The organism is Candidatus Hartigia pinicola, from assembly GCA_020541205.1.
GTDB classification, from domain to species: Bacteria; Pseudomonadota; Gammaproteobacteria; order Enterobacterales; family Enterobacteriaceae; genus Hartigia; species Hartigia pinicola.
The window spans coordinates 1,874,188-1,895,875 of the sequence record CP048208.1; the positions used below are offsets into that span (position 1 = coordinate 1,874,188).

Annotated in this window: 15 protein-coding genes; all 15 read left to right on the forward strand. The window is 32.4% G+C overall.

Going from position 1 to position 21,688, the window contains the following annotated elements; all coding sequences use genetic code 11:
- Nucleotides 1-1,828: 1,828 nt before the first annotated feature.
- Nucleotides 1,829-2,989 (forward strand): IscS subfamily cysteine desulfurase, encoded by a 1,161-nt coding sequence (locus tag GFV14_RS03430; RefSeq protein WP_457914264.1) that lies wholly within the window; start codon nucleotides 1,829-1,831, stop codon nucleotides 2,987-2,989.
- A 4,717-nt stretch (nucleotides 2,990-7,706) separates the two neighbouring features.
- Complete coding sequence (gene tusD, locus GFV14_RS03435) at nucleotides 7,707-8,108, forward strand: sulfurtransferase complex subunit TusD (protein WP_457914265.1); 402 nt, start codon at nucleotides 7,707-7,709, stop codon at nucleotides 8,106-8,108.
- An 8-nt stretch (nucleotides 8,109-8,116) separates the two neighbouring features.
- Nucleotides 8,117-8,476, forward strand: a complete 360-nt coding sequence (gene tusC, locus GFV14_RS03440; protein WP_457914266.1) for a sulfurtransferase complex subunit TusC — start codon at nucleotides 8,117-8,119, stop codon at nucleotides 8,474-8,476.
- Nucleotides 8,477-8,495: 19 nt separating this feature from the next.
- Nucleotides 8,496-8,783, forward strand: coding sequence for a sulfurtransferase complex subunit TusB (gene tusB, locus GFV14_RS03445; RefSeq protein ID WP_457914267.1), 288 nt, complete (start codon nucleotides 8,496-8,498; stop codon nucleotides 8,781-8,783).
- Between the two features lie 133 nt (nucleotides 8,784-8,916).
- Complete coding sequence (rpsL, locus tag GFV14_RS03450; RefSeq protein ID WP_457914268.1) at nucleotides 8,917-9,291, forward strand: 30S ribosomal protein S12; 375 nt, start codon at nucleotides 8,917-8,919, stop codon at nucleotides 9,289-9,291.
- A 105-nt stretch (nucleotides 9,292-9,396) separates the two neighbouring features.
- Nucleotides 9,397-9,867 (forward strand): 30S ribosomal protein S7, encoded by a 471-nt coding sequence (gene rpsG / locus GFV14_RS03455; protein WP_457914269.1) that lies wholly within the window; start codon nucleotides 9,397-9,399, stop codon nucleotides 9,865-9,867.
- A gap of 83 nt (nucleotides 9,868-9,950) precedes the next feature.
- Nucleotides 9,951-12,077: an elongation factor G gene (gene fusA / locus GFV14_RS03460; RefSeq protein WP_457914270.1), complete on the forward strand. Its 2,127-nt coding sequence runs from the start codon at nucleotides 9,951-9,953 to the stop codon at nucleotides 12,075-12,077.
- A gap of 77 nt (nucleotides 12,078-12,154) precedes the next feature.
- Nucleotides 12,155-13,339 (forward strand): elongation factor Tu, encoded by a 1,185-nt coding sequence (gene tuf, locus GFV14_RS03465; protein ID WP_457914271.1) that lies wholly within the window; start codon nucleotides 12,155-12,157, stop codon nucleotides 13,337-13,339.
- A gap of 439 nt (nucleotides 13,340-13,778) precedes the next feature.
- A complete protein-coding gene (gene secE, locus GFV14_RS03470) occupies nucleotides 13,779-14,171 on the forward strand; it encodes a preprotein translocase subunit SecE (protein ID WP_457914272.1) in 393 nt (130 codons plus the stop codon).
- Nucleotides 14,172-14,717 carry a transcription termination/antitermination protein NusG gene (nusG, locus tag GFV14_RS03475; protein ID WP_457914273.1) on the forward strand — a complete coding sequence of 182 codons (546 nt, stop codon included), beginning with the start codon at nucleotides 14,172-14,174 and terminating at the stop codon, nucleotides 14,715-14,717.
- A 153-nt stretch (nucleotides 14,718-14,870) separates the two neighbouring features.
- Nucleotides 14,871-15,299 (forward strand): 50S ribosomal protein L11, encoded by a 429-nt coding sequence (gene rplK, locus GFV14_RS03480; protein ID WP_457914274.1) that lies wholly within the window; start codon nucleotides 14,871-14,873, stop codon nucleotides 15,297-15,299.
- 3 nt (nucleotides 15,300-15,302) lie between these two features.
- Nucleotides 15,303-16,004: a 50S ribosomal protein L1 gene (gene rplA, locus GFV14_RS03485; RefSeq protein WP_457914275.1), complete on the forward strand. Its 702-nt coding sequence runs from the start codon at nucleotides 15,303-15,305 to the stop codon at nucleotides 16,002-16,004.
- A gap of 312 nt (nucleotides 16,005-16,316) precedes the next feature.
- Complete coding sequence (rplJ, locus tag GFV14_RS03490) at nucleotides 16,317-16,814, forward strand: 50S ribosomal protein L10 (protein WP_457914276.1); 498 nt, start codon at nucleotides 16,317-16,319, stop codon at nucleotides 16,812-16,814.
- A 61-nt stretch (nucleotides 16,815-16,875) separates the two neighbouring features.
- Nucleotides 16,876-17,241, forward strand: coding sequence for a 50S ribosomal protein L7/L12 (gene rplL / locus GFV14_RS03495; protein WP_457914277.1), 366 nt, complete (start codon nucleotides 16,876-16,878; stop codon nucleotides 17,239-17,241).
- Nucleotides 17,242-17,582: 341 nt separating this feature from the next.
- On the forward strand, nucleotides 17,583-21,611 hold the full coding sequence (gene rpoB / locus GFV14_RS03500; protein ID WP_457914278.1) for a DNA-directed RNA polymerase subunit beta: 4,029 nt from the start codon (nucleotides 17,583-17,585) through the stop codon (nucleotides 21,609-21,611).
- Nucleotides 21,612-21,688 lie beyond the last annotated feature (77 nt).

The window sequence follows — 21,688 nt, forward strand, 5'->3', positions numbered from 1 at the left end:
TTCAGAATGCAAAAGAATGAAATACAAAATTTTAAAAAATATCCAACATTTTGATATATCTTTTGAAAAGATTCCAGGATTTATGATGGATTCGTAACGTTCACTTAGTGCTAATTATAAATAAATTAAAACGATCATTTACTCACACAAGCATTAAAACGTAAAAAACTATATATTTTATCTAACATACAATCAATAAAAATAAGAAAAGAATAAATTACTATTCTGTAAATGCGTAAATAATATGTGACTAAATGAGTCAAATAACCCCTCTCTTATATTGTAAGCAAGTTTTATTACATTTACATAAAAGAAGATTATTATACTATGTTTTCTATTTTGAAAAAATGATAAAATTACGACCACCATAAATCAAGCTATTCTTTCTCAGGTGATGAATGTAATTTAAAAATCTTTAAATTCTATAGATTAATAATTAATAAAGAAAATTTCTTAGGTTAAGATAACAGAAATAGATTGGTAAAATATTTACAAAGCAAACTGAGAAACAAAATAATTAATTCTTTAAAAAGCATATTTAGAATTACTTCAAACGTAATTATTTATATATTTTATTAAAATAATAACATCTACAGTAGCCACGTGAGTTAAGAAATGTCAATATATTCAATTCTTATTTTTTGAATAACCTAAATATACATACTCTCTGAAATTGCTATATTTAATAGTATCTTCAGTATTTTCTTACTAAAATGGCCTATAAATACTAACGTCACAAAACGAAATTAAATATTTAAATAGTTCTTACCGTATCTTTTAGATACTTCGATATATTAGCTAAACTAATTATATTTAACTATCTAAATCTTGAAGCTTAAATTGACAGCATGGAGTTGATTACGTTTTATCATTTTTACAATTAAAACTAGCATCTTATATACAGGATCCGAACATATTTCACGCGCATTACTTCCTAATCTGATAACAAATTTTTATGCATGAACTAAAATTTTATGAAAGACATACACTGAAACGATACACTATATTAATGACATTACCTTTTATACTGACATTACAATGGAAATCAATTATGTATGTCTATTATAACCTATTATAAAACTCCTAAATATTCTTCTAGAAGCCATAATATTTAGACAAAATACATCCGTATTATTAATGCTTTACTAATTCATGATTATAAAAATAGCTCATCACTCTAACCAGTGATGAGATTAACCTTTAAAAACACATCTTCATATCAACCTTAGCGTGCTAATCTCTATTTCTGTTAATTGTGTAAAATTTAAATATTAATATATAGTATACCTTTTCAAAAAAAATCTGCGAAAATATCCTACGAGAAACAGATTCTTAAATATATAATAATGAACAAAATATTTCATAGATAATAATTTTCTTTGAGGTATCTAATTTTTACTAATAATTATAGAGCTTTAATGTATTGAAATATTTTAACTGATACCACTAATTATAGTATAGTGTTTTCTGACAAGATATATGAAAATACTTATGTTTAAAAAATTCTAAAGTAGCTGTGTTGATTATAAATTTCTCTGAATTAATAAAGTATTAGAATATAACGATTATTATCAAATACAAAATCCTAAAAATAATTTTATTATTTTATAAAACTAATTATAAATTATTATTTATTTTACTTACTCATACGACACATTACTAAATATATACGATATTTCAATATGATGAAATATAAAATATATTAATAACATTTCCCTTAATATAAGTTCATATATTAATTGAAAAGATTTGTTATATTATTTTATTATGATCCTTATAAATATTTATTAGAGATGGAGATAACTTTGTATTTTGGAGTAAATGAAAAATGAAATTACCAATTTATTTTGATTATGCATCAACAACTCCGGTTGATTCGCGTGTTGTTGAAAAAATGATACAATACTTGACAATAAATGGAGTATTTGGTAATCCTGCATCTCGTTCACATGTTTTTGGTTGGCAAGCAGAAGAAGCTGTTGATATTGCACGTGATCAAATTGCAGAATTAGTTAATTCTAATCCTCAAGAAATTATATTAACATCTGGTGCAACAGAATCAAATAATTTAGCAATTAAAGGTGCTGCTAATTCTTATAAAAATAAAGGTAAACATATTGTTACTTCTAAAACTGAACATAAATCGGTTTTAGATACCTGCTATCAACTTGAGAATCAAGGCTTTGAGGTTACTTACCTTACTCCTCAACGAAGTGGTTTATTTGATTTAAAACAAATTAACGCTGCATGCCGTAAAAATACTATTATTGTTTCTATTATGCATGTTAATAATGAAATTGGTATCATCCAAGATATTGCGACAATCGGTGAAATTTGCCGCAGACGAAATATTATTTTTCATGTCGATGCAACACAGAGTGTCGGTAAGTTACCTATTGACTTGTCAATACTAAAAGTCGATTTAATGTCATTCTCTGCTCATAAACTATACGGGCCAATGGGAATTGGCGCTCTCTATGTGCGTCACAAACCACGTATTCATATTCAAGCCCAGCTACATGGCGGAGGTCATGAGCGAGGTATGCGTTCAGGAACTTTAGCTGTTCACCAAATTGTAGGAATGGGAGAAGCGTGTCGTATTGCTAAAAAAGAGATGATTAATGAATCCACTCAATTACATACACTACGTCTACGACTTTGGAATGGTATTAAAGATATTGAAGAGATTTATCTCAATGGTAATTTAGAAAATAGCGCACCACATATTCTGAATATTAGCTTTAATCATGTTGAAGGCGAGTTATTAATAATATCTTTAAAAGACTTAGCTGTATCTTCTGGTTCTGCATGTATATCCGCAAACTATGAACCTTCTTATGTATTGCGTGCGCTAGAAATAAATGATGCGCTAGCTCATAGTTCCATTCGTTTTTCATTTGGCCGCTTTACAACCGAAGAAGAAATTGATTATGCAATCAAACAGATTCATGATGTAATTAATCGTTTACGTGCCTTATTTACACCATAGAAAGACTCAAAGATAATATAAATCTTAACGCCTTGTAGAGTACTTTCATTATTAATAACATTTTTCAAAAAAATCTTTAAAAAAGCATAATAAAAATCACAATACATTATAAAATATACATAACGTATACTTATGTAATAACAATTTAAGTATATTTCGTAAATAAATTCACATGATGTACGGTATTAACGTAAACAATACAACAGGTATTAATTAGTATATTACTAATTTTCTTAACAACCACGACTCATAATGTTAAAATTATTTTTTTACTTAATCATGCAATGTAGTCTTTATATTATCATTTCTTTCAAAGATGATTACACAATCTAAGTAAATACAACGAACTCCCTGAATAAAATCTTTTATTTCAACTAAGTTTTCTACCAAAAATAAAATGTTAATTCATAGATATTTCATAACATAAATCTTACGGCATCCAGTTTATGCATAATAAGTACAATTAAATTCTATTGTATTTTACATCTCTTAGAATTATTTTATTTTATTCAAATATCGTTTAAGATTTTACAATATAAGATCTTCTCAAAAAACAGAGACATAAATAAATTATGTGTTTAATAACTAGGTAGTCTCATTATTTTTAGCTGTACTCTCTTAATATCCACTCAATCACTAATCTATTAAAATATTTATTTGTATTAATAAGTTACGTGTCAATATATTTTCAACTTCTAATTTTATTTTAAATAAAAATACAAATTAAGTTAGGTATTAAAATAAACTACTATAAATAAAAAAATTCTATATCAAGAATTTATTGTTAACTATCATTTTAAAACAAATTTTTATACACTATCATTTAAATTATTTGTCACATAAAACTTTATAAAACATATAATTTTAAAAAATTATTCATAAAATAAATTATGCAAGTGATAATTTCCATACAACTTTATAAGCCTTGTTGTAGAAAAACGCTTTTATCCATTATGGTAAAAATAGGAATTACAGTGCATTTTAAACACCGTAATACGTAAGATGCTATTGAATGTGATAAACATAAACTACATAATCAGAAAACTTCCAATATCTTTTTTTGATAAATGATGTTACAATTTAAAAACAAGCTGAGAATTCTGACAAGAGTTTCAAGCACTAAAACACACAAGAACAATAAAATAACTAATTTTACTACAAACTCAGTGTGAATAGTTAAAAACTATACACGTAAAGTTAATTAAATACGCAATGTTATTCATACGCTAGAAGAAGAGATTGACTCAAAAGAATTATCACAATGTGTAACTAATCTACTATATTATATTGATCTGTACTATATGACTTATAACATCATAAAATCCAGGATTTAATAAAATAAAATTATAGCAATTTACGTATTAATTGGTCTTAGTTTAAAACATGAACCTATTTTGTGAATATATAGATATAAGCTAACAGCTAATATACACACTTCTATTTTACTTATTTAATCAAAAAAAATACATGTAATTCAATTGTTTATAGAAGAAAAATTTTTTTCTTTAACACACTCCATGGAAACAAATGTAAAAAGTAATAACACGAGCTTGTCCATTAGCTTTAGCCATGCTTCGCAATCGAAAAACTTATTAAATCACTTCTCTGTCTTTCTGAGCATATGATTAGTAGTAATACATGTAAATTAGGTGATAGTATTCGTACCATAACAATAAATCTACTGAAGTGATAAATACTCATACGGAAAATCTTATAGTTTTAGCTGATAACTTGAATGATACGTGTACAAAAACCTACATTAATTATTGATGCCGAAAACATTAACTGGTGCATCTAAAGTAGTTGTTAGCAAATATGATTGCTCTGTATTTAACTTCTATAATAAATATATTACTAAACTTTGTAGATTTTTCAGATCAAGAATGTAAGATATTTGGCAGTTGACACCGTCCGAATTGCATCGTCAACAATTAAAATCTAGCTTTTCTGTTTTAAATAATATTTCAGACTAAAAATACTAAAAACGTAAATACTTTTACGACATTTTATCATATTTTATTGAAAATTATTATCAAAATTAGATACATATAAATTTCTCTACGACTTATTTTAGAACAATTATAAATACTTTAACTGAAGGCTAAAGAATAATTCGCGTGAAAACTATTGCAATTTATTAATAAAAATTAGTCAAAAATAATTTACACTATAATATAGTAGTGAACTTAATTATAAAATTGACTAGATGATAATGATACAATAAAATTGTTTTGTAATTAAGTGCACTTAAGATGTACTAAAAACTTTAGGATAGAATTCAATATGCTACTAAGTAGAAGAAAATACGATATGTTAAGTTAATAAACTATAACCTAATATGTAAATATATTGTTCTCTATTTTTTCTGTATTCCGAAATGTATTTACAACCACTCCATGCACACTAACCATCCTACTCTTTTGAAATAGAGTAAAATAATATATTATTTAATATGCGGATACACGCTGTGTCTAACTTTTTTAATCTGTATAAGCAACCAAATATTATTTAGTATTTAAAAATAATATGATTGTTTATATAAATTACATGTATAAATGCTTGTTATTTTTAATTTTCAACATCTAGTAACTACAATTTTATTAGGTAAAATTCAAATCTCTAATAAATTTATTACATAATACTAACAAAACTTTTCGCGCATTATAATTTTTTCAAAAATTAAATTTACATTTTTACAGTTTCACATATTATTTTGATTAAAATAAATGAAATGTACATTTAATTATACCTAACATAAACTACGTCAACTATATTTTTCAGTAGGTTGCAGTTAGTCTAATTTTGTTTCAAAGAATATGATTCACTCAGTGATACATAATCATAATATAAGAAGTTATTTCTGAAAAATTATTTTCTTTCACATTTCATGAATAACTTTTTTTAAAAAAGTAATACAAGAAAACGCCTTGTAAATATCAAATAATCGAAAGCATTTTTCAGTATTAAAGAACAAATTGTAATATATTGAATAATTTCTCCATTTACATCACTGATATAAATTTATTATCATTATTAAATAATAAATAGGCAATCATTATAGTTAAAGAAAGTTACAATAAACGAAAATTCTTCTTTTATTAAAGGTTATATGATACCATTTTATGGTTTTCGTTATACTGAATTTAACGTTAGTATTTGTCACTATAAACACTTAATCAGCATTATAATACATTTAAAAACTGATGATCATTAACATACAACCGTGAAACTTTACATATTCTAATTCTAGAATTTCAATATTAGATAATCTAAATCATCACAAATAATCACAGAACTATCAAATTATTAAGCAATCGATCATTCAAGAAAAAAAGAAATATAACAACACATGATCAAACTACTATGAATCAATAATTCTAGTTTGTATAAACACACATGTTAAACTTATCTTTCATCTTTTTAAACAAAGTTGAAATAATAAATTTTAAAAAATTAATCACAAAATAAATCAGTCAATTTTTAAACTAAATTTAGAATATTATTTTATACATCATGAAGAATATAAAATACAAAACCTGTTTTACAAAATTAAAATAAGAATTAATAAAACTATACACTATAATTTTTAATTTCAAGCAACACATTATTAAGTTTTTATACAAAAAAATGCATTGCATTGCATTATTTTTAGAAACTGTTACAAATGTTTATTAAAAATAATAATTATTCTAACCATGAATTTTCTATCTTAATAAATGATATTTAATTTTAAAAACACAAGATAAAATTCTAAAATAAAATATGATATATCATAACATATTGAAAAATAAATATATTAACTAAGAGTTACTAATCTCAAAAAATTTAAGCTATTACAATATCATAAATAAAGTAAAAATACACTGAACATTCCTCAGACCTATTCACATTTTTAAATATAATTATTTTATAGATAATTTTACAAAAATACATAATATATATAAATATTATAATAGATGAAAAAACATTTAACAAACTTAATTCCTGTGACGCAGAAAATGAAAATATATATTAATTCTTGTACATAAAGTATATTTTAACTAATAGTTTTTAAAAGGAAATTCTGTTGAATATTTTTACTCATAAACATTGGCATTATTTTACTAGTTAAAACCCTCAAAAAAATATTAAAAAACAGAGCTCAAGCGTATATAGCAAGCGTAACATATTGCCGTATAGTTCATATTTAAAAGCTGTATAGTAAATACGACAAGTAGTGCTTATTAATACAACAAGCATGAAAAATACAAATGCATTTCTTAAAAAAAGTTATAATCCAGATAAAAATTTCATCATCAAATAATCAATTATTATACACAATCAAATAGCTTATAATCAACTATATGAAAAAATGACTTTGAGTATTTTGCAATCTATAAAAAATTATTAAAAATACTTTAATATTGTATATTTACACAATAATTATAGAAATAAAATATTTTTAGATTATATGTATTATATACTGCGCTAATTTATTAAGAGACCAATAGATAATAAAATCTATATTTTTAAAATAATCCGTAAAATTTTAGTTATTCAACATCACCGGGTTAAATTCATAAAAATGATGCTAAATATAAAAATAGAAAAATCTTATTAATGTTTTTGTTCATTTGATCGATTTAGTATTAGCTTGATTATCATTAAGTCTAAAAAACATGAAAGATTATTTCATTATACTATTTATTTTTACATTAACAACATTTAAGACTAATCAATGAGAAATCAACACCTTACTTACTGTGTTCTGGTTACTGGACCTGCATATGGAACGCAACAATCAGTTAGTGCGTACCAATTTACTAATGCTTTACTTAAAGCAGGACATCGCTTGAAAATGTTATTTTTTTACAGAGAAGGTGTTTTTAATGCTAATGTATTAGCTACACCAGCTCATGACGAGTTTAATTTAGTTACTGCATGGCAAGAACTCAGTAAAAAAGCTGGATGCGAAATGCACATTTGTATCTCCGCCGCTTTACGCCGTGGAGTAACAGATAAAAAACAGGCTGATGCTCTGTCATTAATTACACATAATTTAGCTAATAGTTTTATTATGAGCAGTGTAGGCAGTCTTGCAGAAGCGATGATGACCACAAATAGAACTATTTGTTTTTAAATAATTAAATGAAAAAATTTGCTTTCGTTTTTCTATCTACACCGCATGGAAATGCTAGCGGTAGAGAGGGGTTAGATGCATTACTCGCCACTTCAGCCCTTACGAATAATATTAACGTTTTCTTTCTCTCAGATGGCGTTTGCCAACTATTAGCTAATCAAGATCCTAATAAAATTTTATCTAGAGACTATATCTCTACATTTAAAATCTTATCACTTTACGATATTAAGAACATTTATCTTTGTGCACACTCTTTAAAAGAACGAGGTATTTCTGAAGATAGTAAGTGGATTGTTGATGTTGATATAATCAGTAATACAAAAATAATCAATAAATTATCTCACTGTGATATTGTACTTAAATTTTAATTAATTTTGGAATTTTTCTATGCTTTATATTATCTCAACTTCACCTTTCCAATGTGATTTTAGATTTATTCTTCGACTAATTACACCTAGAGATACCATTCTATTAATACAAGATGGTGTCATTGCAGTAATTAGCCAATCAATGCACTTCAGAAGCCTGTATGAAAAAGGCGCCAAAATTTACGTATTAAATGAAGATGTCAACGCTCGAGGCTTACAAAATATGATTTCAGAACAAGTTATATTAGCCTCATACGAAGATTTCGTTTGGCTCACTGCTAATCATAAACAACAGTTTTCTCTATAAAGGGATGAATAGTTGTATATTTCTTGACACATAAGATAGTCAGCAATAAAATTTTGTAAACTTGTTTATTGCTATGTTGATAAATAAATTAACATCTATGTTTAAAAATTAAAAATTAGGAGATTTTTTAATAATGGCAACGATTAATCAGCTGGTGCGCAAATCTCGTCACTCAAAAGTAGCTAAAAGTAGCGTGCCAGCACTGGAAGCTTGCCCGCAAAAACGTGGCGTGTGTACTCGTGTATATACTACCACGCCAAAAAAACCAAACTCAGCTTTACGTAAAGTATGCCGTGTTCGTTTAACTAATGGTTACGAAGTTTCTTCCTACATTGGTGGTGAAGGCCACAATTTGCAAGAACATTCTGTAATTCTTATTCGTGGAGGTCGTGTAAAAGACTTACCAGGTGTACGTTATCACACTGTTCGTGGAGCACTAGACTGTTCTGGTGTTAAAAACCGTAAACAAGCCCGTTCTAAATACGGTGCTAAGAAGCCTAAGGCTTAACAGAAGTACCTTAAGTAAGGCCAAACACGTTAATATTCAATATTAATCTCAAAATACTCTTACAGAGTTTTGGACAAAACCTGAAGTAATCACGGAGTAACACCTATGCCACGTCGTCGCATCATTGGTCAACGTAAAATTCTTCCTGATCCTAAATTCGGTTCAGAATTACTAGCTAAATTTATAAATATTCTCATGGTAGACGGGAAAAAATCTACTGCTGAATCCATTGTATATAATGCACTTGAAACCTTAGCTTATCGTTCTGGTAAGAGTGAACTTGATGCATTTGAATTAGCACTAGATAACGTGCGTCCTACTGTAGAAGTTAAATCTCGACGTGTTGGTGGTTCAACTTACCAAGTCCCTGTAGAAGTTCGCTCAATTCGTCGTAATGCTCTAGCCATGCGTTGGATCGTTGATGCTGCTCGTAAACGCTCTGACAAGTCTATGTCGGTGCGCCTAGCAAACGAATTATTAGATGCAGCTGCCCACAAAGGTTCCTCTGTTAAAAAACGTGAAGACGTTCACCGTATAGCAGAAGCTAATAAGGCATTCGCTCACTACCGTTGGTAATTTTACCATATTAGTGATGTTTTTCAGGTGAGCCTTCTGCTAAACTTTATATGATGAACTGCACTCCCAAGAGAGAGAAACATATGGCCCGTCAAACGCCAATATCACGCTATCGTAACATCGGCATCAGTGCACACATCGACGCCGGAAAAACAACAACTTCTGAACGAATTCTATTCTACACAGGTGTCAATCATAAAATTGGTGAAACGCACGAAGGTTCTGCGACAATGGACTGGATGGAGCAAGAACAAGAACGTGGTATTACTATCACGTCTGCAGCAACTACCGCATTCTGGTCTGGTATGGCAACACAATTCGAACCACACCGCATAAATATTATTGACACCCCAGGACACGTTGACTTTACAATTGAAGTAGAACGTTCCATGCGTGTTCTTGATGGCGCAGTCATGGTGTATTGTGCTGTTGGTGGGGTTCAACCACAATCTGAAACTGTATGGCGTCAAGCGAATAAATATAAAGTGCCACGCATCGCATTTATTAATAAAATGGACCGAATGGGCGCTAACTTCTTACGTGTTGTTGAGCAATTAAAAGTACGCTTAGCTGCAAATCCAGTTCCACTTCAGTTACCTGTTAACGAAAAAGACTTATTCACCGGTGTTGTTGATTTAATTAAAATGAAAGCAATAAAATGGAACGATGAAGACCAGGGTGTGACGTTTAAATACGAAGACATTCCTGTTAACATGCAAAAATTATCTGAAAAGTGGCGAAATAAACTCATTGAATCTGCAGCAGAAGCTTCAGAAGAATTGATGGAAAAATATTTAAGCGGAGATGAATTAACTGAAAATGAAATTAAAGCAGCTCTTCGTCAGAGAGTTCTTGCAAGCGAAATCATCTTAGTCACATGTGGTTCTGCTTTTAAGAATAAAGGTGTTCAAGCAATGTTAGATGCAGTTATCGATTATTTACCAGCACCAACAGATATACCTGCAATTAAAGGTATTCTAAATGATGGCAAAAATACTCCAGAAAAGCGTCAAGCAAGCGATGAGGAAGCATTCTCAGCTTTAGCATTTAAAATTGCAACTGACCCGTTCGTAGGTAACTTAACATTTTTTCGTGTTTACTCTGGCTTTGTACATTCAGGTGACACTGTATTAAATCCAGTGAAATCTAAAAAAGAACGTTTTGGTCGTATTGTTCAGATGCATGCTAACAAACGTGAAGAGATTAAAGAAGTGCGGGCTGGTGACATTGCGGCAGCCATTGGTCTGAAAGACGTTACTACAGGCGATACTTTATGTGCAATTAATACGCCAATCATCTTAGAACGCATGGAATTCCCAGCACCAGTAATCTCAGTTGCTATTGAGCCAAAAACTAAAGTAGATCAAGAAAAAATGGGTATTGCTTTAGGGCGTTTAGCTCAAGAAGATCCATCATTTCGCGTATCAAGTGATGAGGAAACAGGTCAAACTCTTATTGCTGGGATGGGAGAATTACACTTAGATGTTTTGGTTGACCGTATGCGTCGTGAATTTAAAGTTGAAGCGAACGTTGGTAAACCTCAGGTCGCATACCGTGAAACTATTCAAATAAATGTTAAAAATATTGAAGGAAAACATGCTAAACAATCTGGTGGTCGCGGTCAGTATGGTCATGTTATCATTGACATATACCCGCTAGACAAAAAAGATAAAGATGGTGCTGAAATAAACTATGAGTTTATCAATGAGATTAAAGGTGGTGTTATCCCGGGTGAATACATACCAGCTGTTGATAAAGGTATTCAAGAACAATTAAAATCAGGACCATTAGCTGGTTATCCAGTAGTTAAACTAGGTGTACGTTTACATGATGGTTCATATCATGATGTTGATTCATCTGAACTGGCATTTAAATTAGCAGCATCAATAGCATTTAAAGATGCTTTTAAAAAAGCCAAACCAGTATTGCTTGAGCCTATCATGAAAGTCGAAGTTGAAACACCAGAAGACTACATGGGTGATGTTATTGGTGATCTAAATCGTCGTCGAGGTATCATTGAAGGCATGGAGGATATGTCTACTGGCAAAGTCATTCGTGCGAAAGTACCATTGTCCGAAATGTTCGGCTACGCCACTGACCTACGTTCACAAACGCAAGGCCGTGCTTCATACTCAATGGAGTTTTTGAAGTACAATGAGGCACCAAACAACATTGCAAAAATTGTCATTGAAGCTCGTAATGCCAAATAATCAGTTATCACTCATCTAACTGCTTTAATTAAATTCTTTTTAGATAATAAAAAGGAACTACTATAAGGAATGAAGTTGTGTCTAAAGAAAAATTTAAACGCTCAAAACCGCACGTTAATGTTGGTACAATTGGCCACGTAGATCATGGTAAAACCACTTTAACAGCAGCAATCACTACTGTTTTAGCAAAAAAATATGGTGGTAGTGCGCGTGCATTTGATCAAATTGATAACGCACCAGAAGAAAAAGCACGCGGTATAACTATTTCTACATCTCACGTAGAATATGATACTCTAACTCGTCATTACGCACACGTAGACTGCCCAGGACACGCCGATTATGTTAAAAACATGATCACTGGCGCTGCTCAAATGGACGGTGCAATTCTGGTGGTGGCTGCTACAGATGGACCCATGCCACAAACTCGTGAGCATATCTTGTTAGGTCGTCAAGTTGGCGTTCCTTATATAATTGTTTTCCTAAATAAATGTGATATGGTAGACGACGAAGAACTTTTAGAGCTCGTTGAAATGGAGGTTCGTGAATTGTTGTCTCAATACGATTTTCCAGGTGATGAGACACCATTTATTCGTGGTTCAGCACTCAAAGCACTAGAAGGTAATTCAGAATGGGAAGAAAAAATTATTGAATTAGCAAACCATTTAGACCATTATATTCCAGAACCAGAACGTGCCATTGACAGACCTTTTTTACTACCAATTGAAGATGTATTTTCAATTTCTGGACGTGGTACTGTAGTAACAGGACGTGTTGAACGTGGTATTATTAAAGTGGGTGAGGAAGTAGAAATTGTTGGAATTAAATCAACGGTTAAAACAACATGTACTGGTGTTGAAATGTTTAGAAAACTTTTGGATGAAGGACGTGCTGGTGAAAACGTAGGTGTTTTACTACGCGGTACTAGGCGTGAGGAAATTGAAAGAGGTCAAGTTTTAGCAAAACCAGGGTCAATAAAACCACATACAACATTTGAATCAGAAGTATATATCCTAACGAAAGATGAAGGTGGTCGTCATACTCCATTCTTCAAAGGTTACCGTCCACAGTTTTACTTCCGTACAACAGATGTAACTGGTACTGTTGAATTACCAGAAGGAATTGAAATGGTTATGCCAGGAGATAATATCAATATGATCGTTACACTTATTCATCCAATCGCTATGGATGATGGTTTGCGTTTTGCAATTCGCGAAGGCGGACGTACTGTAGGTGCTGGTGTTGTTTCAAAAATCATTAAATAATAATGACCTTCAGTAGAAAGGGCATCTATAGGATGCTCTTTTTTAATCTATTTAATACTTATTGATATCATTATTAAAAAAATAATAATATAAAAAAATAAATAATGCATTATAATACTTACACTATTAAATAAGCTTTAATTAAAGCTGTAATTAAAATATATGCTATATTTTACTACAGTGACGTCTCATGATATGTTTTATAAAATGATATTCAATATTTTTTTTAAACACGCGAGAAATAATTTAAAATAAAATATCATACACCATGGATGAGACAAAATTATTTAATTTCGTAAACGTATAAATCATACTCTTTTCTCACTTAACTCATTATTAAAATACATAAGAGATATACTGATAAATACTATTGACTAATTCGCTTGTCTTTTTAAAAAATAATTTTATACATACTTTATAGTAATAGGTTGCATGCGTTATGAATACGAATACCGACACTCAAGTAAGTAGACGTGAACGTAATATAGACGTCTTGAAATGGATAGTTATCGTTATCTTTTTGTTAATTTCTATAGTGGGAAATTATTATTTTCGTCAATATAATCCTACACTGCGCACTTTTTCTGTTGTCACGCTTTTAACTATTGCTAGTTTTATTGCTGCATGTACAAAAAAAGGAAAAAAAACTTTAGTATTTTTGCATGAAGCTCGCATTGAAATACGAAAAGTAATCTGGCCAACACGTCAAGAAGCATTGCAGACAACTTTCATTGTTGCTGTAGTCACCACTGTTATGTCTTTAATACTTTGGGGGTTAGATGGTATCTTAGTACGTTTAGTTTCGTTTATTATAAACTTGAGGTTATTCTAAATGTCAGATTTACCTAAAAAGCGCTGGTATGTTATTCAATCTTTCTCTGGTTTTGAAGGTCGTGTGACACAATCTCTGCATGAATACATTAAATTATATGGTATGAAAGACTATTTCGGAGAAATCATGGTACCAACAGAAGAAGTTGTTGAAATTCGTAGTGGTCAACGGCGTAAAAGTGAACGCAAGTTTTTTCCAGGCTATGTGCTAGTACAAATGATTATGAATGATGAGTCTTGGCACTTAGTACGCAGTGTACCTCGTGTTATGAGTTTTATTGGTGGTACTTCAGATCGCCCAGCACCCATTAGTGACAAAGAAGTCAATGCAATTATGAATCACTTGCAAAAAATTGGTGATAAACCGCGGCCAAAAATACTTTTTGAGCCAGGTGAAGTGGTGCGTGTCAGTGATGGTCCGTTTTCTGACTTTAACGGTGTTGTTGAAGAAGTAGATTATGAAAAGAGTCGTTTAAAAGTTTCTGTTTCAATCTTTGGTCGCGCCACTCCAGTTGAATTAGATTTCGCTCAAGTTGAAAAAGGGTAATTTTAACTATAAAATTATCTTGCATAATGAAAAAAATATGCATATAATATTGTACTTTTTTATTTTTTATGCCTGTAATATGCCTTACAAAGCTTGATAATACAATAGGGAACCTATAAGCATTAAGCGTCATTACCATTTAAAGGAAAATCTATGGCTAAGAAAGTACAAGCCTATGTTAAACTGCAAGTTGCAGCTGGTATGGCTAACCCAAGTCCACCAATTGGTCCAGCACTAGGCCAACAAGGTGTAAATATTATGGAATTTTGTAAAGCATTTAACGTAAAAACAGATACCTTAGAAAAAGGTCTTCCAATTCCTGTTGTTATTACTGTGTATATAGATCGTTCTTTTACTTTTGTTACTAAAACTCCACCTGCCGCGGTTTTACTAAAAAAAGCAGTTGATATTAAATCTGGCTCAAGTAAACCAAATAAAGATATAGTTGGCAAGGTAACCTATTCTCAGATTCTTGAAATAGCTAAAACTAAATCTGCAGATATGACAGGTGCTAATATTAATGCAATCATGCGTTCAATCGAAGGTACTGCTCGTTCTATGGGCCTAGTTGTTGAGAATTAATCAATGTCTAAACTAAATAAGCGCATGCGTAACATCCGTGAAAAGGTTAATGTATCTCAACAATACGAGATACATGAAGCTCTTTCTTTACTGAAAGAGTTAGCGACTGCTAAGTTTATAGAAAGCATAGATGTTGCAATTAACCTTGGCATCGATGCTCGTAAATCCGATCAAAACGTACGTGGTGCAACTGTATTACCACATGGTACTGGGCGTGTAGTACGCGTTGCTGTATTTGCTCAAGGTGACAATGCAAAAACAGCTAAAGCAGCTGGAGCTGAATTAGTTGGAATGGAAGATCTGGCAGATAAAATTCGATTAGGAGAAATTTCTTTTGACGTTATTATTGCGTCTCCAGATGCCATGCGTATTGTTACCCCATTGGGTCAAATTCTAGGCCCTCGTGGTCTAATGCCAAACCCAAAAGTTGGTACTGTAACAAACAATATTGCTGAAGCTGTTCAAAATACTAAAACAGGTCAAGTTCGTTATCGTAATGATAAAAATGGTATTATCCACAGTGCTATTGGTAAAGTTGACTTTGATTCTGAAAAATTAAAAGAAAATTTAGAAGCTTTACTCATTTCTTTAAAAAAAGAAAAACCAACTTCTGCTAAAGGAATTTTTATCAAAAAAATTACCTTGTCTACTACTATGGGGGCAGGCCTTACTATCGATCCATCAGGTCTTTCAGTAATAGTTTAATTGTCAAGCCTCTAGATTTTTCCAATAAAACTTTGCTGTTTCTTTAAAGTTAAATGAATCGAGCGTCTTCAATTTTCTTATTGAGACTTTAGAAACAAATATATTTAAGTGTAGAATCTTGTCATATTCAGACTCTGTTCAAAGATCGTAGGTGTAGTAATAATACTTCATTTACCGGTGTAGATGATAACACAAATACCAAGAATTTTTTATTTTGGCTTCTTGCACACTGTATTTTAGCGCATTATATAATATCGTGTTTGCGCGATGTGAATCCAAAAATTTCCCGGTTCATCCAGGAGCAAGCATATAATGGCACTAAATCTTCAAGAAAAACAAGCGATTGTTGCTGAACTCAACAAAGTAGCTAAAAGCGCACTGTCTGCCGTTGTTGCTGATTCAAGAGGCGTAACTGTAGAAAAAATGACTAACCTACGTAAAGCAGGTCGCGAATCTAGCGTTTATATCCGAGTTGTGCGTAACACGCTAATCCGTCGTGCTGTTGAAGGAACTTCTTACGAAATTCTACAAAACACATTTATTGGTCCTACTTTAATTGCGTTCTCTAACGAACATCCAGGCACTGCTGCTCGACTGTTTAAAGAATTCGCAAAATCGAATCCAGCATTTGAAATTAAGGCTGCAGCATTTAAAGGTGAGTTAATTGAGGCTAAAAATATAGATATTTTAGCACAACTGCCTACTTACAAAGAAGCCATCGCACACCTGATAGAAACTATTCAAGCAGCCTCTACAGGAAAACTCGTGCGAACTTTAGCTGCTCTACGTGATCAGAAAGGAGCTGTATAAGCCATTTCTTTTGTTACTTTATTAACGTATAAATTATTTCTGAATTTTAGGAACACTTGTTATGTCGATCACTAAAGACAAAATTCTTAACGCAGTTGCTGAGATGTCTGTAATGGATGTTGTTGAACTTATTGGTATGATGGAAGAAAAATTCGGCGTTTCTGCTGCTTCAGCCATTACTGTTTCTGCAAGTCCAGTTGAAACTATCGAAGAAAAAACTGAGTTTAATGTCGTCCTCTCTGCAATTGGGGGGAATAAAGTGTCTGTTATTAAGGCAGTTCGTAGCGCCACTGGTCTTGGACTAAAAGAGGCTAAAGATATAGTAGAATCAGCCCCAACTATTATTAAAGAAAACTCTAGCAAAGAGGAAGCTGAAAACTTGAAAAAAGTTCTTGAAGCAGCCGGGGCTTCTGTTGAACTTAAATAATTTCAGCCTTTAAGTTACAACCTTACATAAAGGCTGATTGCTGATGATTATTAATTCATCAGCTTTTTTCTATGAAATAAGGATGCATATTAACAGCTTTTTACGTAATTTTAGTGTTAACAAAACCTCCAATACTCTTTCTATTGACAACTGATACACTGCGGCTGCATCTACGACCCTCTCGGATAGTTCTCTAGTGGAGTTTTGTAATAAAATGATTTAAGAGTAATATTAACTATGATTACAGAAAGCATAAATTTTATGTTGCAAAAATAGCGTTAGCGAATCTGTCCTTTCGGACGGATAAACTTAGGTCACTGAACAGCGAGCTGAGGAACCCTATGGTTTACTCTTATACCGAGAAAAAACGTATTCGTAAAGATTTTGGTAAACGTCCACAAGTATTAGACGTACCTTATCTTCTTTCTATTCAACTTGACTCGTTTCAGAAGTTTATCGAGCAAGATCCTAATGGTCAACATGGACTAGAAGCAGCTTTTCGTTCCGTATTTCCTATTCAGAGTTATAGCGGTAATGCTGAACTGCAATATGTTAGTTATCGTCTAGGTGCCCCTGTTTTCGATGTTAAAGAATGTCAAATTCGTGGTATCACATATTCTGCACCTCTGCGTGTTAAATTACGCCTTGTTATTTATGAGCGTGAAGCACCAGAAGGCACTGTAAAAGATATCAAAGAACAAGAAGTGTATATGGGTGAAATTCCACTCATGACTGAAAACGGAACATTTGTCATTAATGGGACAGAACGTGTCATCGTATCTCAGTTACACCGTAGTCCTGGTGTGTTCTTCGACAGTGACAAAGGTAAAACGCACTCATCAGGTAAAATGCTATATAACGCACGCATTATTCCTTACCGAGGATCGTGGCTTGATTTCGAATTTGATCCAAAAGATCATCTCTTTGTACGTATTGACCGTCGTCGTAAATTGCCTGCAACTATTATCCTAAGGGCAATGAATTACAACACCGAAAAAATTCTTAATTTGTTCTTCAATAAAACTGTCTTTCAAATTAACGATAACAAATTAATAATGATACTAATACCTGAGCGTCAACGTGGTGAAACAGCTTCTTTTGATATCGAATCAAATGGTAAAATTTACGTTGAAAAAGGACGTCGAATCACAGCTCGTCATATTCGCTTACTAGAACAAGACAAAGTTAATACAATAGAAGTTCCTATGGAATACATCGTTTCTAAAGTGGCAGCAAGAGATTATATTAATGAAAGTACAGGCGAGCTAATTTGCACAGCCAATATGGAGCTTTCATTAGATATTTTAGCACGCCTGAGCCAGGCTGGTTATAAAACCATTGAAACGCTATTTACGAATGATTTAGACCATGGAGCATATATTTCTGAAACTATTCGTATAGATCCAACAAATGATCGCTTAGGTGCACTAGTCGAAATTTACCGAATGATGCGTCCTGGTGAACCACCAACACGCGAAGCTGCAGAAAATCTATTTGATAATCTCTTTTTCTCAGAAGATCGTTATGACTTATCTGCGGTTGGTCGTATGAAGTTCAATCGTTCATTATCTCGAGACGAGATTACAGGTCCTGGCATCTTAAGTCAGAAAGATATCATAGATGTAATGAAAAAACTTATCAATATTCGTAATGGTAAAGGTGAGGTAGATGATATTGATCACTTAGGAAACCGTCGTATTCGCTCTGTAGGTGAAATGGCAGAAAACCAGTTCCGCATTGGTCTAGTACGTGTTGAACGAGCAGTAAAAGAACGTCTTTCTCTGGGAGATCTTGATACATTAATGCCGCAAGATATGATTAACGCGAAACCAATTTCTGCAGCAGTGAAAGAATTTTTTACCTCCAGCCAGCTTTCTCAATTTATGGACCAAAATAACCCACTGTCTGAAATTACGCATAAACGTCGTATTTCAGCATTAGGCCCAGGTGGTTTAACCCGTGAAAGAGCAGGATTTGAAGTACGTGACGTTCATCCAACCCACTATGGACGTGTATGTCCAATTGAAACACCAGAAGGCCCAAATATTGGTCTGATTAACTCACTCTCTGTATATGCACAGGCTAATAAATATGGTTTTCTTGAAACACCATATCGTTTAGTACGTCATGGCCTAGTCACTAACGAAATCCATGAACTGTCTGCTATTGAAGAAGGTAATTTTATTATCGCTCAAGCAAACACCGTCCTAGATGAAAATGGTAGGTTCGTTGAAGAACTCATTACTTGCCGTAATCGTGGTGAATCAAGTTTATTTACTCGTGACCAGGTTGAATATATGGATGTTTCAACTCAACAAGTGGTTTCTGTTGGCGCCTCCTTAATTCCATTCCTTGAACACGATGATGCTAACCGTGCACTAATGGGTGCAAACATGCAACGTCAAGCAGTTCCTACTTTACGTGCTGATAAACCATTAGTTGGGACTGGAATGGAACGTGCAGTTGCTGTTGATTCTGGTGTTACAGTAGTTTCAAAACGTGGAGGGTCAGTTCAGTATGTTGATGCGTCACGTATTGTTATTAAAGTACAAGAAGACGAGATGCATTCAGGAGAAGCTGGAATTGATATTTATAATCTGACTAAATATACCCGCTCTAACCAAAACACCTGTATTAACCAGATACCTTGCGTATCTTTAGGTGAACCAATTGAACGTGGAGATGTTTTAGCTGATGGACCTTCAACTGACCTCGGTGAATTGGCTCTTGGCCAAAACATGCGTGTTGCATTCATGCCATGGAATGGTTATAACTTCGAAGATTCTATCCTCGTTTCTGAACGTGTCGTTCAAGAAGACCGTTTTACAACTATTCATATTCAAGAACTTGCTTGTGTATCTCGTGATACTAAATTGGGGCCTGAAGAAATTACAGCAGACATCCCAAACATTGGTGAATCAGCTCTTTCTAAATTAGATGAGTCCGGTATTGTGTATATTGGTGCCGAAGTAAAAGGCGGAGATATCCTTGTTGGTAAAGTGACGCCTAAAGGTGAAACTCAATTAACACCAGAAGAAAAACTACTACGTGCAATTTTTGGTGAAAAAGCATCTGATGTTAAAGATTCTTCTTTACGAGTTCCAAATGGTGTCTCTGGCACAATTATTGATGTGCAGGTTTTTATTCGTGATGGTGTAGAAAAAGATAAACGTACTTTAGAAATCGAAGAAACTCAGTTACGTGAAGCAAAAAAAGACTTGACTGAAGAACTACGTATCTTCGAATCTGGTCTATTTGCACGTATTCGCTCTGTATTAATTAGTGGCGGAATTGAAGTTGACCAACTGAATAAACTGTCTTGTAATCGTTGGTTAGATCTATACCTGGTTGATCAAGAGAAACAAAAACAGTTAGAACAATTAGCTGAACAATATGATGCACTACAATCAAAGTTTGAGAAGATACTTGATGTTAAACGCCATAAAATCACTCAAGGTGACGACCTTGCCCCAGGAGTACTAAAAATTGTTAAAGTTTATCTGGCTGTTAAACGTCAAATTCAACTAGGTGATAAAATGGCAGGCCGCCATGGAAATAAAGGTGTTATCTCAAAAATCAACCCCATTGAAGACATGCCTTATGATGAAAATGGTAACCCAGTTGATATTGTTCTAAACCCTTTAGGTGTACCATCTCGTATGAATATTGGTCAAATTCTAGAAACTCACTTAGGTATGGCAGCAAAAGGTATTGGTGATAAAATTAATGCTATGCTTAAACAACAGAAAAGCATTACTACACTACGTGAGTTTATCCAAACAGCCTATAACCTTGGTGATGATACGCGTCAAAAAGTTGATTTGAAGGCTTTCTCTGATGATGAAGTTTTTCGTTTAGCTGAAAATCTCAAAAACGGCATGCCAATCGCAACACCCGTATTTGATGGTGCAAAAGAAATTGAAATCAAAGAATTATTAAAACTTGGTGGTTTACATACGTCCGGTCAAATTACATTGTTCGATGGTCGAACTGGTGAGAAGTTTGAACGTCAAGTAACTGTTGGTTACATGTACATGCTAAAATTAAATCATTTAGTAGACGATAAAATGCACGCCCGTTCTACTGGTTCTTACAGCTTGGTGACGCAGCAACCACTAGGTGGTAAGGCACAATTTGGTGGTCAACGTTTCGGAGAGATGGAAGTTTGGGCACTAGAAGCATATGGTGCAGCTTATACGCTGCAAGAAATGCTTACTGTTAAATCGGATGACGTTAATGGTCGTACAAAGATGTATAAAAATATTGTCGATGGTAGTCATCAGATGCAACCAAGTATGCCGGAATCTTTTAACGTATTACTAAAAGAGATCCGATCACTAGCTATTAACATCGAACTAGAAGAGGTATAATTTGTTTGTACTAGAAGTCCAGATCTAGTCTTCCACCCAGATAAATACTGAAATTAAGGGGGCGCACATGACACCAG

Bases quoted from the DNA above. Each gene is read 5' to 3' on its own strand.
- rplL (WP_457914277.1), top strand. From the start codon at position 16,876: ATGTCGATCACTAAAGACAAAATTCTTAACGCAGTTGCTGAGATGTCT.
- fusA (WP_457914270.1), top strand. From the start codon at position 9,951: ATGGCCCGTCAAACGCCAATATCACGCTATCGTAACATCGGCATCAGT.
- nusG (WP_457914273.1), top strand. From the start codon at position 14,172: ATGTCAGATTTACCTAAAAAGCGCTGGTATGTTATTCAATCTTTCTCT.
- rplA (WP_457914275.1), top strand. From the start codon at position 15,303: ATGTCTAAACTAAATAAGCGCATGCGTAACATCCGTGAAAAGGTTAAT.
- rpoB (WP_457914278.1), top strand. From the start codon at position 17,583: ATGGTTTACTCTTATACCGAGAAAAAACGTATTCGTAAAGATTTTGGT.
- rplJ (WP_457914276.1), top strand. From the start codon at position 16,317: ATGGCACTAAATCTTCAAGAAAAACAAGCGATTGTTGCTGAACTCAAC.
- tusB (WP_457914267.1), top strand. From the start codon at position 8,496: ATGCTTTATATTATCTCAACTTCACCTTTCCAATGTGATTTTAGATTT.
- secE (WP_457914272.1), top strand. From the start codon at position 13,779: ATGAATACGAATACCGACACTCAAGTAAGTAGACGTGAACGTAATATA.
- rpsL (WP_457914268.1), top strand. From the start codon at position 8,917: ATGGCAACGATTAATCAGCTGGTGCGCAAATCTCGTCACTCAAAAGTA.
- rpsG (WP_457914269.1), top strand. From the start codon at position 9,397: ATGCCACGTCGTCGCATCATTGGTCAACGTAAAATTCTTCCTGATCCT.
- tusD (WP_457914265.1), top strand. From the start codon at position 7,707: ATGAGAAATCAACACCTTACTTACTGTGTTCTGGTTACTGGACCTGCA.
- tusC (WP_457914266.1), top strand. From the start codon at position 8,117: ATGAAAAAATTTGCTTTCGTTTTTCTATCTACACCGCATGGAAATGCT.
- GFV14_RS03430 (WP_457914264.1), top strand. From the start codon at position 1,829: ATGAAATTACCAATTTATTTTGATTATGCATCAACAACTCCGGTTGAT.
- rplK (WP_457914274.1), top strand. From the start codon at position 14,871: ATGGCTAAGAAAGTACAAGCCTATGTTAAACTGCAAGTTGCAGCTGGT.